This window comes from Burkholderia sp. Bp9004 (assembly GCF_003858025.1).
Classification (GTDB): Bacteria; Pseudomonadota; Gammaproteobacteria; order Burkholderiales; family Burkholderiaceae; genus Burkholderia; species Burkholderia diffusa.
Map to the genome: position 1 here is coordinate 151,742 of NZ_QTQD01000002.1, position 18,715 is coordinate 170,456.

19 protein-coding genes are annotated in these 18,715 nt (G+C 68.3%); 9 read left to right on the forward strand and 10 right to left on the reverse strand.

Annotation, left to right across the window (positions count from 1 at the left end):
- Positions 1 to 13 precede the first annotated feature (13 nt).
- The 6 genes from DIE08_RS02895 to DIE08_RS02920 all read right to left on the reverse strand — a co-directional run bounded on the left by DIE08_RS02895 (position 14) and on the right by DIE08_RS02920 (position 4,591).
- The gene (locus DIE08_RS02895; protein WP_124900963.1) at positions 14 to 619 is read right to left on the reverse strand and encodes a DUF2946 family protein; all 606 of its coding nucleotides are present in this window, start codon (positions 617 to 619) and stop codon (positions 14 to 16) included.
- A complete protein-coding gene (locus tag DIE08_RS02900; protein WP_059607929.1) occupies positions 612 to 1,649 on the reverse strand; it encodes a hydrolase in 1,038 nt (345 codons plus the stop codon). Before DIE08_RS02900 ends, DIE08_RS02895 begins: the two co-directional genes overlap by 8 nt.
- 33 nt (positions 1,650 to 1,682) lie before the next feature.
- Complete coding sequence (locus DIE08_RS02905; protein ID WP_006749968.1) at positions 1,683 to 2,129, reverse strand: nuclear transport factor 2 family protein; 447 nt, start codon at positions 2,127 to 2,129, stop codon at positions 1,683 to 1,685.
- 115 nt (positions 2,130 to 2,244) lie between these two features.
- Positions 2,245 to 3,282, reverse strand: coding sequence for a lipopolysaccharide heptosyltransferase II (waaF, locus tag DIE08_RS02910; protein WP_124900964.1), 1,038 nt, complete (start codon positions 3,280 to 3,282; stop codon positions 2,245 to 2,247).
- Between the two features lie 140 nt (positions 3,283 to 3,422).
- Positions 3,423 to 3,617, reverse strand: a complete 195-nt coding sequence (locus tag DIE08_RS02915; RefSeq protein WP_006749970.1) for a zinc-finger domain-containing protein — start codon at positions 3,615 to 3,617, stop codon at positions 3,423 to 3,425.
- A 50-nt stretch (positions 3,618 to 3,667) separates the two neighbouring features.
- Positions 3,668 to 4,591, reverse strand: a complete 924-nt coding sequence (locus tag DIE08_RS02920; RefSeq protein ID WP_059447778.1) for a branched-chain amino acid transaminase — start codon at positions 4,589 to 4,591, stop codon at positions 3,668 to 3,670.
- 205 nt (positions 4,592 to 4,796) lie between these two features.
- On the opposite strand from DIE08_RS02920, the gene DIE08_RS02925 reads away from it, so the two are divergent.
- From DIE08_RS02925 to DIE08_RS02935, 3 genes are all read left to right on the forward strand, one after another.
- Positions 4,797 to 5,552: an AzlC family ABC transporter permease gene (locus DIE08_RS02925; RefSeq protein WP_124900965.1), complete on the forward strand. Its 756-nt coding sequence runs from the start codon at positions 4,797 to 4,799 to the stop codon at positions 5,550 to 5,552.
- The gene (locus tag DIE08_RS02930) at positions 5,549 to 5,872 is read left to right on the forward strand and encodes an AzlD domain-containing protein (protein WP_014896165.1); all 324 of its coding nucleotides are present in this window, start codon (positions 5,549 to 5,551) and stop codon (positions 5,870 to 5,872) included. The genes DIE08_RS02925 and DIE08_RS02930 overlap by 4 nt, the downstream gene beginning before the upstream one ends.
- 280 nt (positions 5,873 to 6,152) lie before the next feature.
- Positions 6,153 to 7,349 (forward strand): phosphoglycerate kinase, encoded by a 1,197-nt coding sequence (locus tag DIE08_RS02935; RefSeq protein WP_006481732.1) that lies wholly within the window; start codon positions 6,153 to 6,155, stop codon positions 7,347 to 7,349.
- A gap of 157 nt (positions 7,350 to 7,506) precedes the next feature.
- On the opposite strand, the gene DIE08_RS35990 is transcribed toward DIE08_RS02935, so the two are convergent.
- A complete protein-coding gene (locus tag DIE08_RS35990) occupies positions 7,507 to 7,635 on the reverse strand; it encodes a hypothetical protein (RefSeq protein ID WP_256097633.1) in 129 nt (42 codons plus the stop codon).
- Between DIE08_RS35990 and pyk the strand changes: the two genes are divergently transcribed.
- From pyk to DIE08_RS02965, 6 genes are all read left to right on the forward strand, one after another.
- Positions 7,634 to 9,070: a pyruvate kinase gene (gene pyk, locus DIE08_RS02940; protein ID WP_059607932.1), complete on the forward strand. Its 1,437-nt coding sequence runs from the start codon at positions 7,634 to 7,636 to the stop codon at positions 9,068 to 9,070. The genes DIE08_RS35990 and pyk overlap by 2 nt on opposite strands.
- A gap of 313 nt (positions 9,071 to 9,383) precedes the next feature.
- Positions 9,384 to 10,448, forward strand: a complete 1,065-nt coding sequence (fba, locus tag DIE08_RS02945; protein WP_014896168.1) for a class II fructose-bisphosphate aldolase — start codon at positions 9,384 to 9,386, stop codon at positions 10,446 to 10,448.
- Between the two features lie 219 nt (positions 10,449 to 10,667).
- Entirely contained in the window at positions 10,668 to 11,558 is an 891-nt protein-coding gene (locus DIE08_RS02950) for a phosphoribosylaminoimidazolesuccinocarboxamide synthase (protein WP_059607933.1), read from the forward strand.
- 17 nt (positions 11,559 to 11,575) lie between these two features.
- A complete protein-coding gene (gene purE, locus DIE08_RS02955) occupies positions 11,576 to 12,097 on the forward strand; it encodes a 5-(carboxyamino)imidazole ribonucleotide mutase (RefSeq protein WP_124900966.1) in 522 nt (173 codons plus the stop codon).
- Between the two features lie 88 nt (positions 12,098 to 12,185).
- The gene (locus DIE08_RS02960; protein ID WP_124900967.1) at positions 12,186 to 13,382 is read left to right on the forward strand and encodes a 5-(carboxyamino)imidazole ribonucleotide synthase; all 1,197 of its coding nucleotides are present in this window, start codon (positions 12,186 to 12,188) and stop codon (positions 13,380 to 13,382) included.
- Between the two features lie 11 nt (positions 13,383 to 13,393).
- The gene (locus tag DIE08_RS02965) at positions 13,394 to 14,422 is read left to right on the forward strand and encodes an L-threonylcarbamoyladenylate synthase (RefSeq protein WP_124621404.1); all 1,029 of its coding nucleotides are present in this window, start codon (positions 13,394 to 13,396) and stop codon (positions 14,420 to 14,422) included.
- Between the two features lie 87 nt (positions 14,423 to 14,509).
- Here DIE08_RS02965 and DIE08_RS02970 read toward each other — a convergent pair whose 3' ends face one another.
- From DIE08_RS02970 to dacB, 3 genes are all read right to left on the reverse strand, one after another.
- A complete protein-coding gene (locus DIE08_RS02970) occupies positions 14,510 to 15,652 on the reverse strand; it encodes an SGNH/GDSL hydrolase family protein (protein ID WP_124900968.1) in 1,143 nt (380 codons plus the stop codon).
- Between the two features lie 94 nt (positions 15,653 to 15,746).
- Positions 15,747 to 16,661, reverse strand: coding sequence for a sterol desaturase family protein (locus DIE08_RS02975; protein ID WP_059607937.1), 915 nt, complete (start codon positions 16,659 to 16,661; stop codon positions 15,747 to 15,749).
- Positions 16,662 to 17,015: 354 nt separating this feature from the next.
- Positions 17,016 to 18,548 carry a D-alanyl-D-alanine carboxypeptidase/D-alanyl-D-alanine-endopeptidase gene (dacB, locus tag DIE08_RS02980; RefSeq protein ID WP_124900969.1) on the reverse strand — a complete coding sequence of 511 codons (1,533 nt, stop codon included), beginning with the start codon at positions 18,546 to 18,548 and terminating at the stop codon, positions 17,016 to 17,018.
- Between the last annotated feature and the right edge of the window lie 167 nt (positions 18,549 to 18,715).

Consider the following 18,715-nt stretch of genomic DNA (forward strand, 5'->3'; position numbering starts at 1 on the left):
GGTGAGTTGCGCGTCAGCCCTCGACGCTGCCGTCGCCGCCATCCGATGCGGCGCGGCGAGCCCGCTGCGCGGGACTCGAGACGAAGCCGAACGTCGCCGGCACGTCGGCGCAGGCGAGATTGCCGAGCGACAGCGTGCGCCCGTCGCGCCAGCGCAGCGCGGGTGGCGTCGCGTCGAAGTCCGCGTGATCGGCGAACAGGCCCAGGTCGTGGTCGTGCAGTGCCGCGACGCGCGGCGGCGAGCCGGCTGCGCGAAACAGCACGCCGCCGGCGTCGTCGAGCCACGCGGCGTCCGGTTCGAACGGTGCGCCGGTCTGGTCGGCCAGCGCGAGTTGCCCGTCGCGTTCGGCCAGGCGAACGACCCACGGCGTATAGGCGAGCTCGACGTACACGCGCTGCGGCCCGTTCTGGAAGAACCACTGGCCGTGCGCATCGCAGTCGTAGTTGCGCCCGATGAACGCGTTCAGTGCCGCATGCCGGACCGGCGAGCCGAGTTCGCCCGCGGCCTGCGCGGCCTCGTCGCGCAGCCGCCACTCGCCGCGCCGGTCGAGCAGCAGCCAGCCGGTGCAGTGCGGCACGTTCGGCCATTTGGCGAGGGCCTGCCTGACGATGTCATCCATGGTCGACGAATTTCGAGCAATAGCCGAACACCCGCGCCGACAGCCAGTCGAGGCGGCCGGGGAACGGCCCGGTCATGAATCCCGCGTGGCCGCCGTCCGCGGGCTGGTCGAGCTCGACGGCCGGCGACACGTCGGCGGCGCTGGGCAGCGCGGATTCGGGCAGGAACGGATCGTTGCGGGCGTTGAGGATCAGCGTCGGCACGTCGATCGCGGGCAGCAGCGGGCGCGTCGTGGCCTGGGTCCAGTAGTCGTCGGCGTCCGCGAAGCCGTGCAGCGGCGCGGTCACGACTTCGTCGAAGTCGCGCATCGTCACGGCCCGGAGCATTGCGTCGCGGTCGAACAACCCCGGATATTGGTCGAGCTTCGCGAGCGCCTTGCGCTTCAGCGTCTTCAGGAAGCTGCGCGTGTAGACCATCGCGAAGCCCTGCGACAGCGCGCGGCCGCCCGCATGCACGTCGATCGGCGTCGAGATCGCGGCGGCCGCGTGCACGATCGACGTGTCGCTGCGGTGCTCGCCGAGCCAGCGCAGCAGCACGTTGCCGCCGAGCGACACGCCGGCCGCGACGACCGGCCCGCGATGCTGCGCGGCGAGCCGGCGCAGGATCCAGTCGACCTCGGCGCTGTCGGCGAGATGGTAGAAGCGCGGCTGCCGGTTGAGCTCGCCGCTGCAACTGCGAAAGTGCGGGACGACCGCGTGCCAGCCCTTCGCGCGCGCGGCGGCCATCATCGCCAGCGCGTAATGCGAGCCGGAACTGCCTTCGAGGCCGTGGAACAGCACGAAAAGCGGTGCGTCGGGCGGCGGTGCGGCACTGTCGAGATGCGCGACCCAGTCGAGATCGATGAAGTCGTGGTCGGGGGTTTCCCATCGCTCTCGTCGGTACGCGACCGCCGGACGCCGTGCGAACAGCGCGGGCACGATGGTTTGGGCATGGCTGTTCGGCAGCCAGCGCGGTGCGCGATAGCGCAATGAATCGTCGTCGGGGGCCGGGGCCCCGGTCAGCGGCGAGGTGGGCGGAGAAGCCGTACTCATGATCGCCCCGCTAATGCGTTGCTTCGTTCTTCGTCAGTGCAGCGGACCCTGCCCGTGACGGATCTTCGCGGCGAATTGTCCGGCCGCTTGTTCGGGAATCGGGCTCGCGTGAATATGCGCGATGCGCCACTCGCCGCGTTCGTGAATCATCACGTACGTGGCGAAAACCATGTCCGGTTCGGCCGTCAGGTCGGCCTGCTGATGCGCTTCGGCGATCGTGTAGACGACGGTGCCGAGACTGTCGTATACGCGGATGTCGAGCGGTTCGATCGTCACGGGACGCGTCGCGAGGCGGTTCGCCAGCCCGCTGCGGATCTGGTCGAGGCCGTGCAGATGCTCACCGTCGGCCCAGACGCAGCTGGCGAAGTCCTCGTCGATCCACAACCCCAGCAGCGCGTCGAGATTGGCATCGGCGACGGCCTGGTAGTAAGCGTTCAGCGTATCGGCAGCGGCTTCGAAAAGGCGGGCAAAACGTGGCATCGGGGTTATCTCTCGCGCGCGTCGCGCGCCGTATTCAGCACGGCGGCCCGGATGGAGCCGCCGTACACCGGTGAATCGGATTGCCCGGCGCGTCGTGCGACGCTGCCGGTCAGGGTCAGCGCTGCCCGACGAGCATGCCGCGCAAATCGCCGAATACCTGCTCGGGACCGAGTTCGCGCAGGCAGTTCAGATGGCCGAGCGGGCACTCGCGTTCGAAGCAGGGACTGCATTCGAGATGCAACCATTGTACCTTCGCCAGCTCCGACAGCGGAGGGGTGTGGCGCGGATCCGTCGAGCCGTACAGCGCGACGAGCGGCCGGCGCAAGGCGGCCGCGACGTGCATCAGCCCCGAATCGTTGGTCACGACCGCGTTCGCGCGCGCGATCAGCGCGCACGCCTCTGACAGCGACGTCTGCCCGCACAGGTTACGCACGTTCGGCGCGTGGTCGGCGATCGCCTGCGCGGCGGCGGCGTCCTTCTGCGAGCCGAGCGCGACGATCTGCGTGTACGGGAACGACTGGTGGACGATCGTCGCGAGCGTCGCGAAGTGCTCGGGCGGCCAGCGCTTGGCCGGGCCGTATTCCGCGCCGGGGCAGAACACGACGAGCGGCTTGCGCGTATCGAGATTGAAACGTGCGGACACGCGCGCCGTCTCGTTCAGGTCGGCGTCGAGGCGCGGGGCGGGCAGCGTCTTCATCGACTCGGGCAGCTTCGCGCCCGGCGCATATGCGAGCGCCGCGTAGTGGGTCGTCATCGGCGGACGCTCGGCCGACTTGTCGGGGTTCGCGTGCCGCACGTTCAGCAGGCCGTAGCGGTGCTCGCCCGTGTAGCCGATCCGCAGCGGGATGTTCGCGAGCCACGGGATCACCGCGGACTTCAGCGAATTCGGCAGCACGTACGCCGCGTCGTAGCCGACGTCACGCAGGTCGGTCGCGAGCTGCCAGCGGCGCAGCGGCTGCAGCTTGCCGTGCGCGAGGTCGGTCGCGTAGACATCGTGGATCTCGGGCATCCGCTCGAGCACGGGCGCGACCCAGGTGGGCGCGACGGCATCGATCGCGATGCGGGGATGGAGCTTTTTCAGCAGCGCAAAAAGCGGCTGCGCCATCAATGCGTCACCGATCCAATTCGGTGCGATAACCAGCGCTCGACGCATCAGGTCGACTTCCGATGTCGTAATGAAGCACGGCGCGCATGCGCCGCGTTCGGGTTGTCAGAACAGGAAAAGGGCGGCGCACCGGGTTCCGGCTGCGCCGCCTCGTGTGCGGCGGGCCCGCGGGCCCGGCCGGCCGGGGCTCAGTGGCCCTTGACCACCTCGCCGTCGCGCAGCTTGTAGCGCGTGCCGCAGTACGGGCAGCGTGCCTCGCCGTGCGACACGTCGATGAAGACGCGCGGGTGCGCACTCCAGCGCGCCATGGCCGGGTTCGGGCAGTAGGCGGGGAGATCCTTGGCCGTCAGCTCGACCAGCGGCATTTCCTTGATTTCACTCATGAGACTTTCTCTTATCACTCTTTTGTGGGGCGGTCGGTGGCGCGGCGCGCTCAGACTTTCGTCAGCCAGTGCGCGTACTTCGCGTTCTTGCCCGACACGATATCGAAAAATGCCGACTGGAGCTTTTCCGTGACCGGGCCGCGGGCGCCGCTGCCGATCGTGCGGTTGTCGAGCTCGCGGATCGGCGTGACTTCGGCGGCCGTGCCCGTGAAGAACGCTTCGTCGGCCGTGTAGACCTCGTCGCGCGTGATGCGCTTCTCGATCACCTCGATGCCGGCGTCCTTCGCGAGCGTGATGATCGTGTCGCGCGTGATGCCGTCGAGGCACGACGACAGGTCCGGCGTGTACAGCTTGCCGTTGTTCACCAGGAAGAAGTTCTCGCCGGAGCCTTCCGACACGTAGCCGTCAACGTCGAGCAGCAGCGCTTCGTCGTAGCCGTCGGCGGTCGCTTCCTGGTTCGCGAGGATCGAGTTCACGTACCAGCCCGACGCCTTCGCGCGCACCATGGACACGTTCACGTGGTGGCGCGTGAACGACGAGGTCTTCACGCGGATACCCTTCGCGAGGCCGTCCTCGCCGAGATATGCGCCCCACGGCCATGCGGCGATCGCGACGTGGATCGTGTTGCCCTTCGCCGACACGCCGAGCTTTTCCGAGCCGACCCAGATGATCGGGCGCAGGTAGCACGACTCGAGCTTGTTCTCGCGCACGACTTCGAGCTGCGCGGCTTCGAGCGTTTCGCGGTCGAACGGCACGTCCATCTGGAAGATCTTCGCCGAATTCAGCAGACGTTTGGTGTGCTCGCGCAGACGGAAGATCGCGGTGCTGCCGTCGGCCGTCTTGTACGCACGCACGCCCTCGAAGACGCCCATGCCGTAGTGCAGCGTATGGGTCAGGACGTGGATCTTGGCGTCGCGCCAGTCGATCAGCTTGCCGTCCATCCAGATCTTGCCGTCGCGGTCGGCCATTGACATAGGATTCTCCTGGGAAGCGGTTGTACAGCGGGTTGTGTGCAGCATTGAGCCGGAAAGACGCTTATTTTAGCGTCATTTGAAGGCGATCCGGTCGGTCGGCACAGGGCCGGCGCTATAATCGCCCGGTACCGATTCCAATAACGACGGGTCGTACCGGCAGGAGGCGCCGGCGGCCCGACGAACCGCCCGCCGCGGCCCGTTTCCCATGCTCGCTCGATTCTCCGCCACCGACCGCTTCGCGCTGATCCAGGGCGCGCGCGACTATTCCCCGACACTGATGGCGATCCTGTCCTGGGGGCTCGTCACCGGGGTCGCGATGAGCAAGTCGGTGATGACGCTCGGGCAGGCGAGCGCGATGTCGATCTTCGTCTACGCGGGCTCGTCGCAGCTCGCGGTGCTGCCGCTCCTCGTCGCGAAGCTGCCGATCTGGACGATCCTGCTCACGGCCACGATGGTCAACATGCGCTTCGTGATCTTCAGCGCCGGGCTTGCGCCCCATTTTTCCTACCTGCCGCTGTGGCGGCGCCTCGCGATCGGCTATTTCAACGGCGACGTGATCTACCTGCTGTTCCAGAAACAGGGCTTCGCGTACGGCCACGTGCCGGGCAAGGAGGCCTATTTCTGGGGGATGGCGCTCGCCAGCTGGGCGTCGTGGCAGGTGTCGTCGCTCGCCGGCATCCTGCTCGCGAGCTTCTTTCCCGCGAGCTGGGGGCTGGAGCTGGCCGGCACGCTCGCGCTGCTCCCGATCATGGTGTCGGCGGTCGCGAACCGCTCGACGCTCGCGGCCGTCGTGGTGGCGGGCATCGTGTCGCTGATCGCGTTCGACCTGCCGTACCGGCTCGCGCTGCCGATCGCGGTGCTGGCCGCGCTCGCGGCCGGGTGCACGGCCGATTTCTTCGTCGAACGCGCCGACTGGCGCCGCATCCGTACCGAAACCGTGCACGAAAAGGAAATCGAATGAGCGCGACGGAAATCTGGATCGTGATCGTCGGGATGACGATCGTCACGGCCGTCACGCGCGCGCTGTTCCTGATCGGCGGCGAACGCACCGTGCTGCCCGAGCGCGCGCAGCGCGCGCTGCGCTACGCGCCGGCCGCCGCGCTCGTCGCGGTCGTGCTGCCCGACGTGCTCGAAACGCCCGCCGGGCTGTCGTTCGCGCTGTCCAACCATCCGTTCTACGCCGCGCTCGCGGGTCTCGGCTGGTTTTTGTGGCGGCGCAGCATGCTCGGCACGATCATCGTCGGGATGCTCGTCTTCACCGTGCTGCGGCTGATCTTCTGACGAATCTCCGTGCCCGCCCACCGGGTGCCGGCCGCTGGCGAGCACCTATTGTTGCGTTGCGGAAACGTGTTGACGGCCGTGCGCGATCCCAAATAGGCGGAATTCGCCGCCGCACGGGTCAGTCTGCCGGGTGGATCGGCTAGAATGCCCGTTCGAGATTTTTTACCCGTGCGCGTCATGCGAACCGCCAGCCACGGCCGCATCCGGCGCCCTTTCGCGGCAGCCCGCGCACGTCCAGCGTGAACCCCCTTTCCCCATCCACTACTTCAATCTGTTCAACATGAGCCAAGTCAAGCGTCTTACCGACCTGATCGCCGCCGGCCAGCTCGCCGGCAAGCGGGTGTTCATCCGCGCCGACCTGAACGTCCCGCAGGACGATCACGGCAACATCACCGAAGACACGCGCGTGCGCGCGTCCGTGCCGGCCATCCAGGCCGCGCTCGACGCCGGCGCGGCCGTGATGGTCACGTCGCACCTCGGTCGTCCGACCGAAGGCGAATTCAAGCCGGAAGATTCGCTCGCGCCGGTCGCGAAGCGCCTCGCCGAGTTGCTCGGCCGCGACGTGCCGCTCGTCTCGAACTGGGTCGAGAACGGCGTGAACGTCGCGCCGGGCCAGGTCGTGCTGCTCGAGAACTGCCGCGTGAACAAGGGCGAGAAGAAGAATTCGGACGAGCTCGCGCAAAAGATGGCGAAGCTCTGCGACGTCTACGTGAACGACGCGTTCGGCACCGCGCACCGCGCGGAAGCGACCACCCACGGGATCGCGAAGTATGCGCCGGTCGCGTGCGCGGGCCCGCTGCTGGCCGCCGAACTCGACGCACTGGGCAAGGCGCTCGGCAACCCGGCTCGCCCGCTGGTGGCGATCGTCGCCGGTTCGAAGGTGTCGACCAAGCTGACGATTCTCAAGTCGCTGGCCGGCAAGGTCGACCAGCTGATCGTCGGCGGCGGCATCGCGAACACGTTCATGCTCGCGGCCGGCCTGTCGATCGGCAAGTCGCTCGCGGAAGCCGATCTCGTCGCCGAGGCGAAGGCGATCATCGACGAAGCGCGCGAGCGCGGCGCGTCGGTGCCGATCCCGACCGACGTCGTGACGGCCAAGGAATTCTCGCCGACGGCCGCGGCCACGGTGAAGCAGGTCGCCGACATCGAAGCGGACGACATGATCCTCGACATCGGCCCCGATACGGCCAAGGCGCTCGCGAGCCAGCTCGAGAAGGCCGGCACGATCGTGTGGAACGGCCCGGTCGGCGTGTTCGAGTTCGACCAGTTCGGCAACGGCACCAAGACGCTCGCGGAAGCGATCGCGAAATCGTCCGCGTTCTCGATCGCGGGCGGCGGCGACACGCTCGCGGCCATCGCGAAGTACGGCATCCATGACCAGGTCAGCTACATCTCGACGGGCGGCGGCGCCTTCCTCGAGTTCCTCGAGGGGAAGAAGCTGCCGGCGGTGGAAGTGCTGGAAACGCGGGCGGCCTGAGCGTGGCGGCGCGCGCAGGGGTGACGAGGGCCGCGCGCTCCGCGAAAGCGGAGCAGCCGGCCGGCGCGGGCAAGCGCAAACGCGCGCCCGCGCGGGCGAACTCGACCCCGCGCGCTCCGGCGGCCGCCGGCGACGCGGCCGTGCAGCACCACGAAATTCAGAACAAAGCGATGCCGGGCGCAAGCACCGGCACGCCCCCCGGAACGGCCGCCGCTGGGCCCGCCGATTCCGGCTCTCGCAGCGTTTCACCCAGCGCATCCACCTTGATCCAGATGAGGAGTTTCATGCAGCGCGCCACCAAGATAGTCGCCACGATCGGCCCGGCTTCCAGTTCGCCGGAGATTCTGCTGCAGATGATGCAGGCGGGCCTCGACGTCGTGCGGCTCAACTTTTCGCACGGCACGGCCGACGATCACCGCCAGCGCGCCGAGATGGTGCGCGAGGCCGCCCGCAAGGTCGGCCGCGAGATCGCGATCATGGCCGACCTCCAGGGCCCGAAGATCCGCGTCGGCAAGTTCGAGAACGGCAAGACGACCCTCGTGCCGGGCCAGGCCTTCATCCTCGACGCGGGCTGTGAGCTCGGCAACGACGAGCGCGTCGGCCTCGACTACAAGGAACTGCCGCGCGACCTGAAGCCGGGCGACCTGCTGCTGCTGAACGACGGCCTGATCGTGCTGACCGTCGAGCGCGTGCTCGGCGAAGAGATCCACACGATCGTCAAGGTGGGCGGCGAGCTGTCGAACAACAAGGGGATCAACCGCCAGGGCGGCGGCCTGTCGGCACCAGCGCTGACCGCGAAGGACATGGAGGACATCCGCACGGCGATGTCGCTCGGCGCGGATCTGGTCGCGGTGTCGTTCCCGAAGAACGCCACCGACATGGAAATGGCGCGCCAGCTCGCGAACATCGCGGGCGCGCCTTACGGCATCAAGCCGAAGATGATCGCGAAGATCGAGCGCGCCGAGGCGATTCCGGCGCTGCAGAGCATTCTCGACGCGTCCGACGGCATCATGGTCGCGCGCGGCGACCTCGCGGTGGAAGTCGGCAACGCGGCCGTGCCGGCGCTGCAGAAGCGGATGATTCGGATGGCGCGCGAGTCGAACAAGCTCGTGATCACCGCGACGCAAATGATGGAGTCGATGATCCACGCGCCGGTGCCGACCCGCGCGGAAGTGTCGGACGTCGCGAACGCGGTGCTCGACGGCACCGACGCGGTGATGCTGTCGGCTGAGACGGCCGCCGGCAAGTACCCGGTCGTCACGATCGAGACGATGGCGGCCGTGTGTGTCGAGGCGGAAAAGTCGGAACACGTCGAGCTGGACAAGGATTTCCTCGACCGCACGTTCACGCGGATCGACCAGTCGATCGCGATGGGCGCGCTGTTCACCGCGTATCACCTGGGCGCGAAGGCGATCATCGCGCTGACCGAATCGGGCGCGACCGCGCTGTGGATGTCGCGCCACTACACGCACGTGCCGATCTTCGCGCTGACGCCGCGTGTCGGCAGCGAGCGCACGATGGCGCTGTACCGCAACGTGACGCCGCTGCACGTCGACTTCAACAGCGATCGCGATTCGGCGCTGCAGGCGGCGCTGGAGCTCGTCGTCAAGCAGGGCTACGTGCAGCACGGCGACATGGTCGTGCTGACCGTCGGCGAGCCGATGGGTCAGGCGGGCGGCACCAACACGCTGAAGATCGTGCGGGTCGGCGAGCATTATTGAGCGCCGGCATGCATCGGGCCGGTCCGTTGGCCGGCCCACCGGCCGCCCGAGCCGATCGGGCACCATTTTTTTTGACGAAAGCCGCGCGGGGTCCGATGCCCCGCGCGGCTTTTTTTCTGTTTTTTGCCCGGATTGTGCCGTGCGAAGGTAACAAATTGCGAGTACGCGCCACCGGCCGGTCGGAATCGGAGGCGCTTCGCGATAAAATGCGGCTATTCGACGCTCAGCCGCGCCGTGCCGCCCCGGTTTCGACGGGGAGCGAGCGCCGCGCCGGCGTCAGGGCGCACCGGTTTTCATTCCAAGGAGTTCCACAATGCCTCTCGTATCAATGCGTCAATTGCTGGACCACGCGGCAGAGCACGGTTACGGCCTGCCGGCCTTCAACGTGAACAACCTGGAGCAGGTCCAGGCGATCATGGCGGCGGCGGATCAGGTCGGCGCGCCCGTGATCATGCAGGCATCGGCCGGCGCGCGTAAGTACGCTGGCGAGCCGTTCCTGCGCCACCTGATCGAAGCGGCGGTCGAGTCGTACCCGCACATCCCGGTCGTGATGCACCAGGACCACGGCCAGTCGCCGGCCGTGTGCATGGGCGCGATCCGCAGCGGCTTCACCAGCGTGATGATGGACGGTTCGCTCGAAGCCGACGGCAAGACGGTCGCCTCGTACGAATACAACGTCGACGTGTCGCGCAAGGTCGTCGAGATGGCGCACTCGATCGGCGTGACGGTCGAAGCCGAACTCGGCGTGCTCGGCTCGCTCGAGACGATGAAGGGCGACAAGGAAGACGGCCATGGCGCGGAAGGCACGATGACCCGCGAGCAACTGCTGACCGATCCGGAGCAGGCCGCCGACTTCGTGAAGCTCACGCAGTGCGACGCGCTCGCGATCGCGATCGGCACGTCGCACGGCGCGTACAAGTTCTCGAAGAAGCCGACGGGCGACATCCTGTCGATCCAGCGCATCAAGGAAATTCACGCACGCATCCCGAACACGCACCTGGTGATGCACGGTTCGTCGTCGGTGCCGCAGGAACTGCTGGCCGAGATCCGAGAATTCGGCGGCGACATGAAGGAAACCTACGGCGTGCCGGTCGAGGAAATCCAGGAAGGCATCAAGCACGGCGTGCGCAAGATCAACATCGACACCGACCTGCGTCTCGCGATCACCGGCGCGATCCGCCGCTACCTGTTCGAGAACCCGGGCAAGTTCGATCCGCGCGACTACCTGAAGCCCGCGCGTGAAGCGGCGAAGCAGGTGTGTGTCGACCGCTACCTCGCGTTCGGCTGCGAAGGCCAGGCCGCGAAGATCAAGCCGGTGTCGCTCGACAAGATCGCCGAGCAGTACAAGTCCGGCGCGCTCGCGCAGGTCGTGCGCTGAGATGTAGTACGATTGCCGCGCCGAAAGGCTGAGGCAAGGCTGTCCGGCCGGATTTGATCCGGCCCCGCAGCCGCTCCGTCCGGCCGAACGAGGGCCGGCCGGCAACCGCCCGGGCGCTGTCGCCCGCCGGTTCGCCGACGCATTGCAAGACCGCCGTTCCCGCCTGCCGCGGGGAACGGCGTTTCCCTTTTTGTTTGGCTCCTTATCTGCGAAAAGACGATGTCTACCCTTTACGAATCCACGCTCCGCTCGCTGCCGCTCCTCGGTCGCGGCAAGGTCCGCGACAACTACGCGGTCGGCAACGACAAGCTCCTGATCGTCACGACGGATCGCCTGTCGGCATTCGACGTGATCATGGGTGAGCCGATTCCGAACAAGGGTCGCGTGTTGAACCAGATGGCGAACTTCTGGTTCGACAAGCTCGCGCACATCGTGCCGAACCACCTGACGGGCGACGCGCCGGAAGCGGTTGTCTCGGCGGACGAGGTCGAGCAGGTCAAGGGGCGTGGCGTGGTCGTCAAGCGCCTTGAGCCGATCATGATCGAGGCGGTCGTGCGCGGCTACCTGGCCGGCAGCGGCTGGAAGGAATACCAGGCGTCGGGCGCCGTGTGCGGCGTGAAGCTGCCGGAAGGCCTGCAGAACGCGCAGAAGCTGCCCGAGCCGATCTTCACGCCGGCCGCGAAGGCCGAGATGGGCGAGCACGACGAGAACATCACGTTCGAGGAAACCGAGCGCCGCATCGGCACCGAGCTGGCCGCGACGATCCGCGACATCTCGATCCGCCTGTACAAGGAAGCGGCCGATTACGCGGCGACGCGCGGCATCATCATCGCCGACACGAAGTTCGAATTCGGCCTCGACAATCACGGCAAGCTGTACCTGATGGACGAGGTGCTGACGGCCGATTCGTCGCGCTTCTGGCCGGCCGACCAGTACCAGGTCGGCACCAACCCGCCGTCGTTCGACAAGCAGTTCGTGCGCGACTGGCTCGAGGCGCAGCCGTGGGGCAAGACCGCGCCGGCACCGGCACTGCCGGCCGACGTCGTCGAGAAGACGGCCGCGAAGTACCAGGAAGCGCTCGAGCGCATCACCGGCCAGCCGCTCGCCTGAAGGAAGGAACGCACGAAATGAGTCAAGTCCAGACTGCCCACACGCACAGCGCGCCGCTCGTCGGCGTGCTGATGGGTTCGAGTTCCGACTGGGACGTGATGAAGAACGCGGTCGCGATCCTGCAGGAATTCGGCGTACCGTACGAAGCGAAGGTCGTGTCCGCGCACCGGATGCCCGACGAGATGTTCGACTATGCGGAGAAGGCGCGCGAGCGCGGACTGCGCGCGATCATCGCGGGCGCCGGCGGTGCCGCGCACCTGCCCGGCATGCTGGCCGCGAAAACCACGGTGCCGGTGCTCGGCGTACCGGTCGCGAGCAAGTACCTGAAGGGCGTCGATTCGCTGCACTCGATCGTGCAGATGCCGAAGGGCGTGCCGGTCGCGACGTTCGCGATCGGCGAGGCCGGCGCTGCGAATGCCGCTCTGTTCGCGGTGTCGATCCTGTCCGGCACGTCGGTCGACTACGCGAACCGGCTCGCCGCGTTCCGCGTGCGACAGAACGAAGCCGCGCACGCGATGGTGCTGCCGCCGCTCGCATGACGGCGCACCGGCGGCCGCACTGCCATTCGCGCGGCCGCCTGATCCTCATCACTGCGGCGGGCGGCGCCCGCCGCGACCGAACACTGACATGACCGCAACTCCTGATTCCGTTTCCCCGATCCTGCCCGGCGCGTGGCTGGGCATGGTCGGCGGTGGCCAGCTCGGCCGCATGTTCTGCTTTGCCGCCCAGTCGATGGGCTATCGCGTCGCCGTGCTCGATCCCGATCCGACGAGCCCCGCCGGCGCGGTCGCCGACCGTCACCTGCGCGCGGCCTACGACGACGAAGCGGCGCTCGTCGAACTGGCCGCGCTGTGCGCGGCCGTGTCGACGGAATTCGAGAACGTGCCGGCCGCGAGCCTCGAGTTCCTCGCGCGCACGACGTTCGTTGCGCCGGCCGGCCGCTGCGTCGCGGTCGCGCAGGACCGGATCGCGGAGAAGCGTTTCATCGAGGCGTCGGGCGTGCCGGTCGCACCGCACGTCGTGATCGAATCGGCGGCGGCGCTCGCCGCGCTCGACGACGCCGCGCTCGACGCGGTGCTGCCGGGCATCCTGAAGACGGCGCGTCTCGGTTACGACGGCAAGGGCCAGGTGCGCGTGAGCACCGCGCGGGAAGCGCGCGACGCGCATGCGTCGCTCGGCGGCGTGCCGTGCGTGCTCGAAAAGCGCCTGCCGCTGAAATACGAAGTGTCCGCGCTGATCGCGCGCGGCGCGGACGGCCGCTCGGCCGCATTCCCGCTCGCGCAGAACGTGCATCACAACGGCATCCTCGCGCTGACCGTCGTGCCGGCTCCGGCCGCCGATGCCGCACGCGTCGAGGAGGCGCAGCAGGCAGCCGTCCGGATCGCCGATACGCTCGGCTACGTCGGCGTGCTCTGCGTCGAATTCTTCGTGCTGGAAGACGGCTCGTTCGTCGCGAACGAAATGGCGCCACGCCCGCACAACTCCGGCCACTATACGGTCGATGCGTGCGCAACGAGCCAGTTCGAGCAGCAGGTGCGCGCAATGACGCGCATGCCGCTCGGCAACCCGCGCCAGCATTCGCCGGCCGCGATGCTGAACATCCTCGGCGACGTGTGGTTCCCGAACGGTGGCGCAGCCGAGGCCGTCACGCCGCCGTGGGACACGGTCGCCGCCATGCCGGCCGCGCACCTGCACCTGTACGGCAAGGAAGAAGCGCGCGTCGGGCGCAAGATGGGCCACGTGAACTTCACGGCCGAGACGCGCGACGAAGCCGTCGCTGCCGCCACCGCGTGCGCGCAGCTGCTGCGCGTGCCGCTCGACTGAGGCGCCAGCCGATGTCCATCGATCTCCCGACCTCCGTGACGCCCGCGCAGATCGACGCGGCTGCCGCGCTGCTCGACGCGGGGCAACTCGTCGCATTCCCGACCGAAACCGTGTACGGGCTCGGCGGCGACGCGGCGAATCCCGAGGCCGTCGCGCGCATCTACGCGGCGAAGGGGCGCCCGGCGAACCATCCGGTGATCGTGCACCTGCCGCCCGGCGGCGATCCCGGTTACTGGGCCGAAGACCTGCCGGCCGATGCGCAGGCGCTGATCGATGCATTCTGGCCGGGCCCGCTGACGCTGATCCTGAAGCGCCATGCGCGCATTCCGGACGCCGTGAGCGGCGGCCAGGATTCGGTCGGCCTGCGCTGTCCGTCGCATCCGGTCGCGCAGGCGCTGCTGGCCGCGTTCAGCGCGCGGCGCGGCGGCCACGGCGGCGTCGCCGCACCGTCCGCGAACCGCTTCGGCCACGTGAGCCCGACCACCGCTCAACACGTGCGCGACGAATTCGGCGACACCGTGCACGTGCTCGATGGCGGCCCGTCGGAAGTCGGCATCGAATCGACGATCCTCGACCTGTCGCGCGGCTTCCCGGCGCTGCTGCGCCCGGGCCACGTGACGCCGCAGCAGATTGCCGACGTGCTCGGCCGCGCGCCGCGCCTGCCCGACGGCAGCGACGCGACCGCGCCGCGCGCGTCGGGCACGCTGAAGGCCCATTACGCGCCGCGCACGCCGCTCGCGCTGCTGCCGTTCGATGCACTCGAGCCGCTGCTCGCTGCCGCGCAGACCGACGGCGAACGTGTCGCGCTCGTCGCACGCGCGTCGCGCGCGGGACGCTGGGCGCACGCCGACGGCGTGCATTTCGTCGCGGCGCCGGAAGATCCGCAGGCGTATGCGCGCGACCTGTACGGCATGCTGCGCGCGCTCGACCGCGCGCAGGTCGCACGTATCCTCGTCGAGAAACTGCCCGAGACCGTCGAATGGATCGCGGTCAACGATCGCCTCGGTCGTGCGGCCGCCGCGTTCGAAGCGCGCGACTGACGCAGCCGTTCGTATCCGCTCGTGAAATGAAAAACGCCCGACCGGCGAACCGGTCGGGCGTTTTCGTTTGTGCGCGTGGCGCTCGGCTTACTTGCCGACGCCCGAGGCCGCGATCTGCTGCTCGACGTACTGCGCGAACAGCGCGTGCAAGCGCGTCGTCGGGTGGACCAAGTCGGCGAACATGTAAGTCTGGTCCGCGTTGGCGGTCGTGTAGGTCTGCGGCGAGCAGAACAGCGACGAGCCGAAGGCGGTTGCATCCGCGACGCCGTACTGGGTCGCCGCCGCGACCATCGCCTTCAGGTTGCATGCGGTGTCGGTGTTCGACACGCTGAAGCCGTTCGCCTGGTAGTTGGCCGCGATGCCGTCCTGCCACTTGAACGCGTCGACCACGGCGTACTTCGTCGTGTCGACCTTCAGCGCGGCGAGCGTGCCGACCAGCGTCTGGTTGAACAGCCCCGACAGTTGCGTGAATGCGGCCTGCGTCTGCGCGCCGCCCTGCAGCGCGAGCGGCGTGCCGCCGATGTCCGGCACCGTCGCGACGAACACGTGCGACGCGCCCGCCGCGACGATCTGCTGGACGATGCCGCCGAGCTGCTGCGCGGCGAGGCCGATCGCCTGCGCGGCCGCGAGCTGCGCGGCCGGCGTGTTGCCCTGCGCCTGCGCGACCTGTGCCTGATAGAAGATGTCGTTGGCGCCGCCGTTGACCAGCACGATCTGGCCCGCGTTGAAGCTGCCGTGCTGCGTCAGGTATTGCTTGACCTGGTCGGCGATCGGCGTCGTCGTGGCTTGTGCGTAGTCGGCGTTCGGCACGCTCGAGGCCGCGTGGCCGAGACCCGGTTGCTGCGTCACGCGCGAGCCGCCCTGCGCGTAGCCGAGGCCGCCCGTGGCCTGCAGCGGAATGCCGAAGCCACCCTGGTTCGCGGGCTGCAGCGTGTCGCCGTAATACTGCGCGACGTTCTGCGTCCACACCTGGCCGGGGTTGGTCGTGAAGCGGCCGCCGCCGAAGCCGAGCTTGATCTGCGAGTAGGTGCCGGCGTCCGACAGGCTGTCGCCGAACGACACGACCTGCATCTTCACGCCGGACGGCGGCGTGTTCGACGCGCTGCTGTTGTTGTCGTCACCGCCGCCGCACGCGGCGAGCAGGGCGAGCGCTGCGCCCGCGATCGCGACCTGCACGGTGCGCAGCAGGCGTTGACGGTTGCGCGACGGGAATTGTCGTTGTGACTGCATCGTTCGATCTCCTCGTAGATATGGCCCGATGTGTTTCTCATCTGCCGCGCGCCTGCCCGGATCCGGGCTGCGCGGCGGCCGTTGGCTGAAACGGTTATTGGTCGCGCACGGCCGCAAGCGGCACGGTGCGCGGATCGTGGTTTGCGGCCTCGGCAATCTGCGCATGATAAGCGCTCGCCCATTCGGGCGGGCCGAAAATCGCGCGCAGCTTGTTGCGCCATCCGTGGACGCGCAACGCGTCGGCCGCCATCGACACCCACTCGTGAAACGTCGCGACGAGCGGGTTGTTCGAGCCGAGCGGCTCGACGATTCCGTATTGCGGCGGATCGTCGGGCGACTCCTCGACGTAGCTGCCGAACAGGCGGTCCCAGATCACGAGCACACCTGCATAATTGCGGTCGATGTAGCGGGGGTTGCGTGCATGGTGCGCGCGATGGATCGACGGCGTGTTGAGCACGTATTCGAGCCAGCCGAGCTTGCCGATCGCCTGCGTGTGCACGAAGAACTGGAACGCGAGGTTGATCAGCACGATGCCGACGATCTGCTGCGGCGGAAAGCCGACGAACGCGAGCGGCAGCCAGAACGCCCACATGCCTGCGACGGGATACATCAGGCTCTGCCGGAACGCGGTCGAGAAATTCATCCGCTCGGACGAGTGATGCACGACGTGCGCGGCCCACAGCCAGCGCACGCGATGGCTCGCGCGATGGAACACGTAGTAGAGGAAGTCCTGGCCGACGAACAGCACGGCGAACGACAGCCAGCCGTCGTGCCACGTGAACAGCCGGAAATGTGCGTAGCAGTACGCATAAACGGGAATCACGAACAGCCACGCGAGCTTGTCGGCGCCCTGGTGCATCAGTGCGAGCGCCGCGTTGCACAGCGTGTCGCGCCACGCATAGACATGGTCCTGCGCACGCGTGCGGGCGAGGTGCCAGGCTTCCCACGCGATGCAGAGCAGGAAGACGGGCGCCAGCGCGAGCAGAAGCAATTCGACGTCGAATCGCATGGACGTGTCTCCTCCTTTCCCCTGCAAGCCGTGAGGCCGGGCGTACGGCCCGTTGTAGATATCGGTCAGGCCAACAGCCTACGCAATCGCCACGCGCTAGGCGAGGGGGCAGCGTAGAGGGTTCCCTCTGAGGACAGGGTTTCTACGGAAGTCATGCGGAACGGGGCCTCGCGGTGCGGCCCCGTTTTGCGGGCACATCCGGCGGGCCGTGCGCGGCGCGCCGGCGGCCGAGGCCGTTTCAAACCGCACAGGGCGAAATCCCCGAGGACGGGGCGCCCGATGCACGGTGTCTCCCCGCGATCGACGCAAGCCGACGCCGTGGCATGCGTGCGCCGCGCCGCGGCGAGTGCGTCGTCAGTGCGCGCCCGCGTAGATCCATTCGAGCAGCGTGTCGTGCGCGGCGCGCGCGGCTTCCGCGTGATCGTCGTTGATGAAACTGACGACGACGTAGCTCTGGCCGTCGGCGCCCGCGACGTAGCCCGCGATCGCGCGCACGTCGCGCAGCGTGCCGGTCTTGATGTGCGCGTTGCCGAGCACGCCGGCGTTGGTCAGGCGGTTCTTCATCGTGCCGTCGATGCCGGCGATCGGCAGCGAATCGATGAACGCCTGCGCGACGGGGCTCGCGTTCGCGGCCTGCAGCAGCGCAGCGAGCGACTGCGCGCTGACGTGCTCCTCGCGCGACAGGCCCGAGCCGTTCTCGAGGTCGAGGTCGGGCATCGCGATTCCGCTCTTCTGCAGGAACGCGTGAATCGCGTGGCTCGACTGCTCGGGGTTCGCGGGCGGCTTGCCGGCGGCCGCGCCGATCGTCAGGAACAGGTTGCGCGCCATCACGTTGTTGCTGAACTTGTTGATGTCGTAGACGATGCTGCCGAGCACGGGGCTGTGATGGACGGCGAGCGGGCGCGCGGTGGTCGGCACCTTGCCTTCGCTGACGGGGCCCGCGATCGTGCCGCCGTCCTGCTGCCACAGCGCGAGGAAGCCGCGCGCGAAGAACGTCGTGTGATCGAGGATCGCGAGGTTGGTCGTGTGCGCGCCGCAGCGCAGCGGATAGTCGCCGGCGAACGACGCGGTCATGATCCCGCCGCCGGCCGACAGCGTCGGACGCGCGGCGGCCGCCGCCGCACCGCACGACCCGTTGCCTTCGACCAGCTGGTTGTCGATCGAAAGGTTCGCGAGCGGCGGCAGCACGTCGACGGCGACCTTGCCGTCGTCGCCCGGCGTGACCGTGAACGACACGGCCTTGAACGCGTACAGCAGCGGATCGGGGCCGACGTTGTACGGTGCGCTCGCGTCGTCGTCGAACGACGGCAGGTCGCGCGTCGACGCGGCGAAATAGCTCTTGTCGAGCACGAGGCCGCCGGCCACGCGCTTGATGCCGGCCTTGCGGATCTTGTCGACGAGGTCGATCAGTTCCTCCGGTACGAGCTTCGGATCGCCGGTGCCCTTGATGTACAGGTTGCCCTGCAGCGTGCCGTCCGGATCGACCGGGCCGTCCGCGTACGCGGTGGTGCGCCAGCGGTAGTCGGGGCCGAGGATCGACAGGCCCGAGAAGGTCGTGACGAGCTTCATCGTCGACGCCGGCATCATCGGCCGGTTCGCATTCCATGCGATCAGCGGCTCGGGATCGCCGACGCGCTCGACCACAACGCTCATCGCCGAGGCCGGCACCTTCGCGCGCTGCAGCGCCACGAGCACGGACGCCGGCAGGCCGGCCGCCCGCGCGGCGGGCGACACGACGGCGGTCTTGCGCGCCTCCTTGTGGGACTTCTTGCGGGCCTGCGCGGACGGTGCGAACGCAAGGGCCGTGCAGGTGGCGACGACGGCGGCCGCGCGCAGGAAGGGGCGGGCGCGGGGGGCGAACCGGGCGGAAAGATCGGAAATCGGCATGGGCGAATACGGGAAAAGCACGGGATTCGGGCAGAGCGCGCGCGGCGCCGGAGCGCACATTGTAGAGACAAGTGCGGACACGCTCCCGGCGATCTGTCTTTCTGTTGCATTGCACGGGGCGCACGCGATTCGCGGCGCTACAATGGTCGCCATGTTTCACTCGCCCG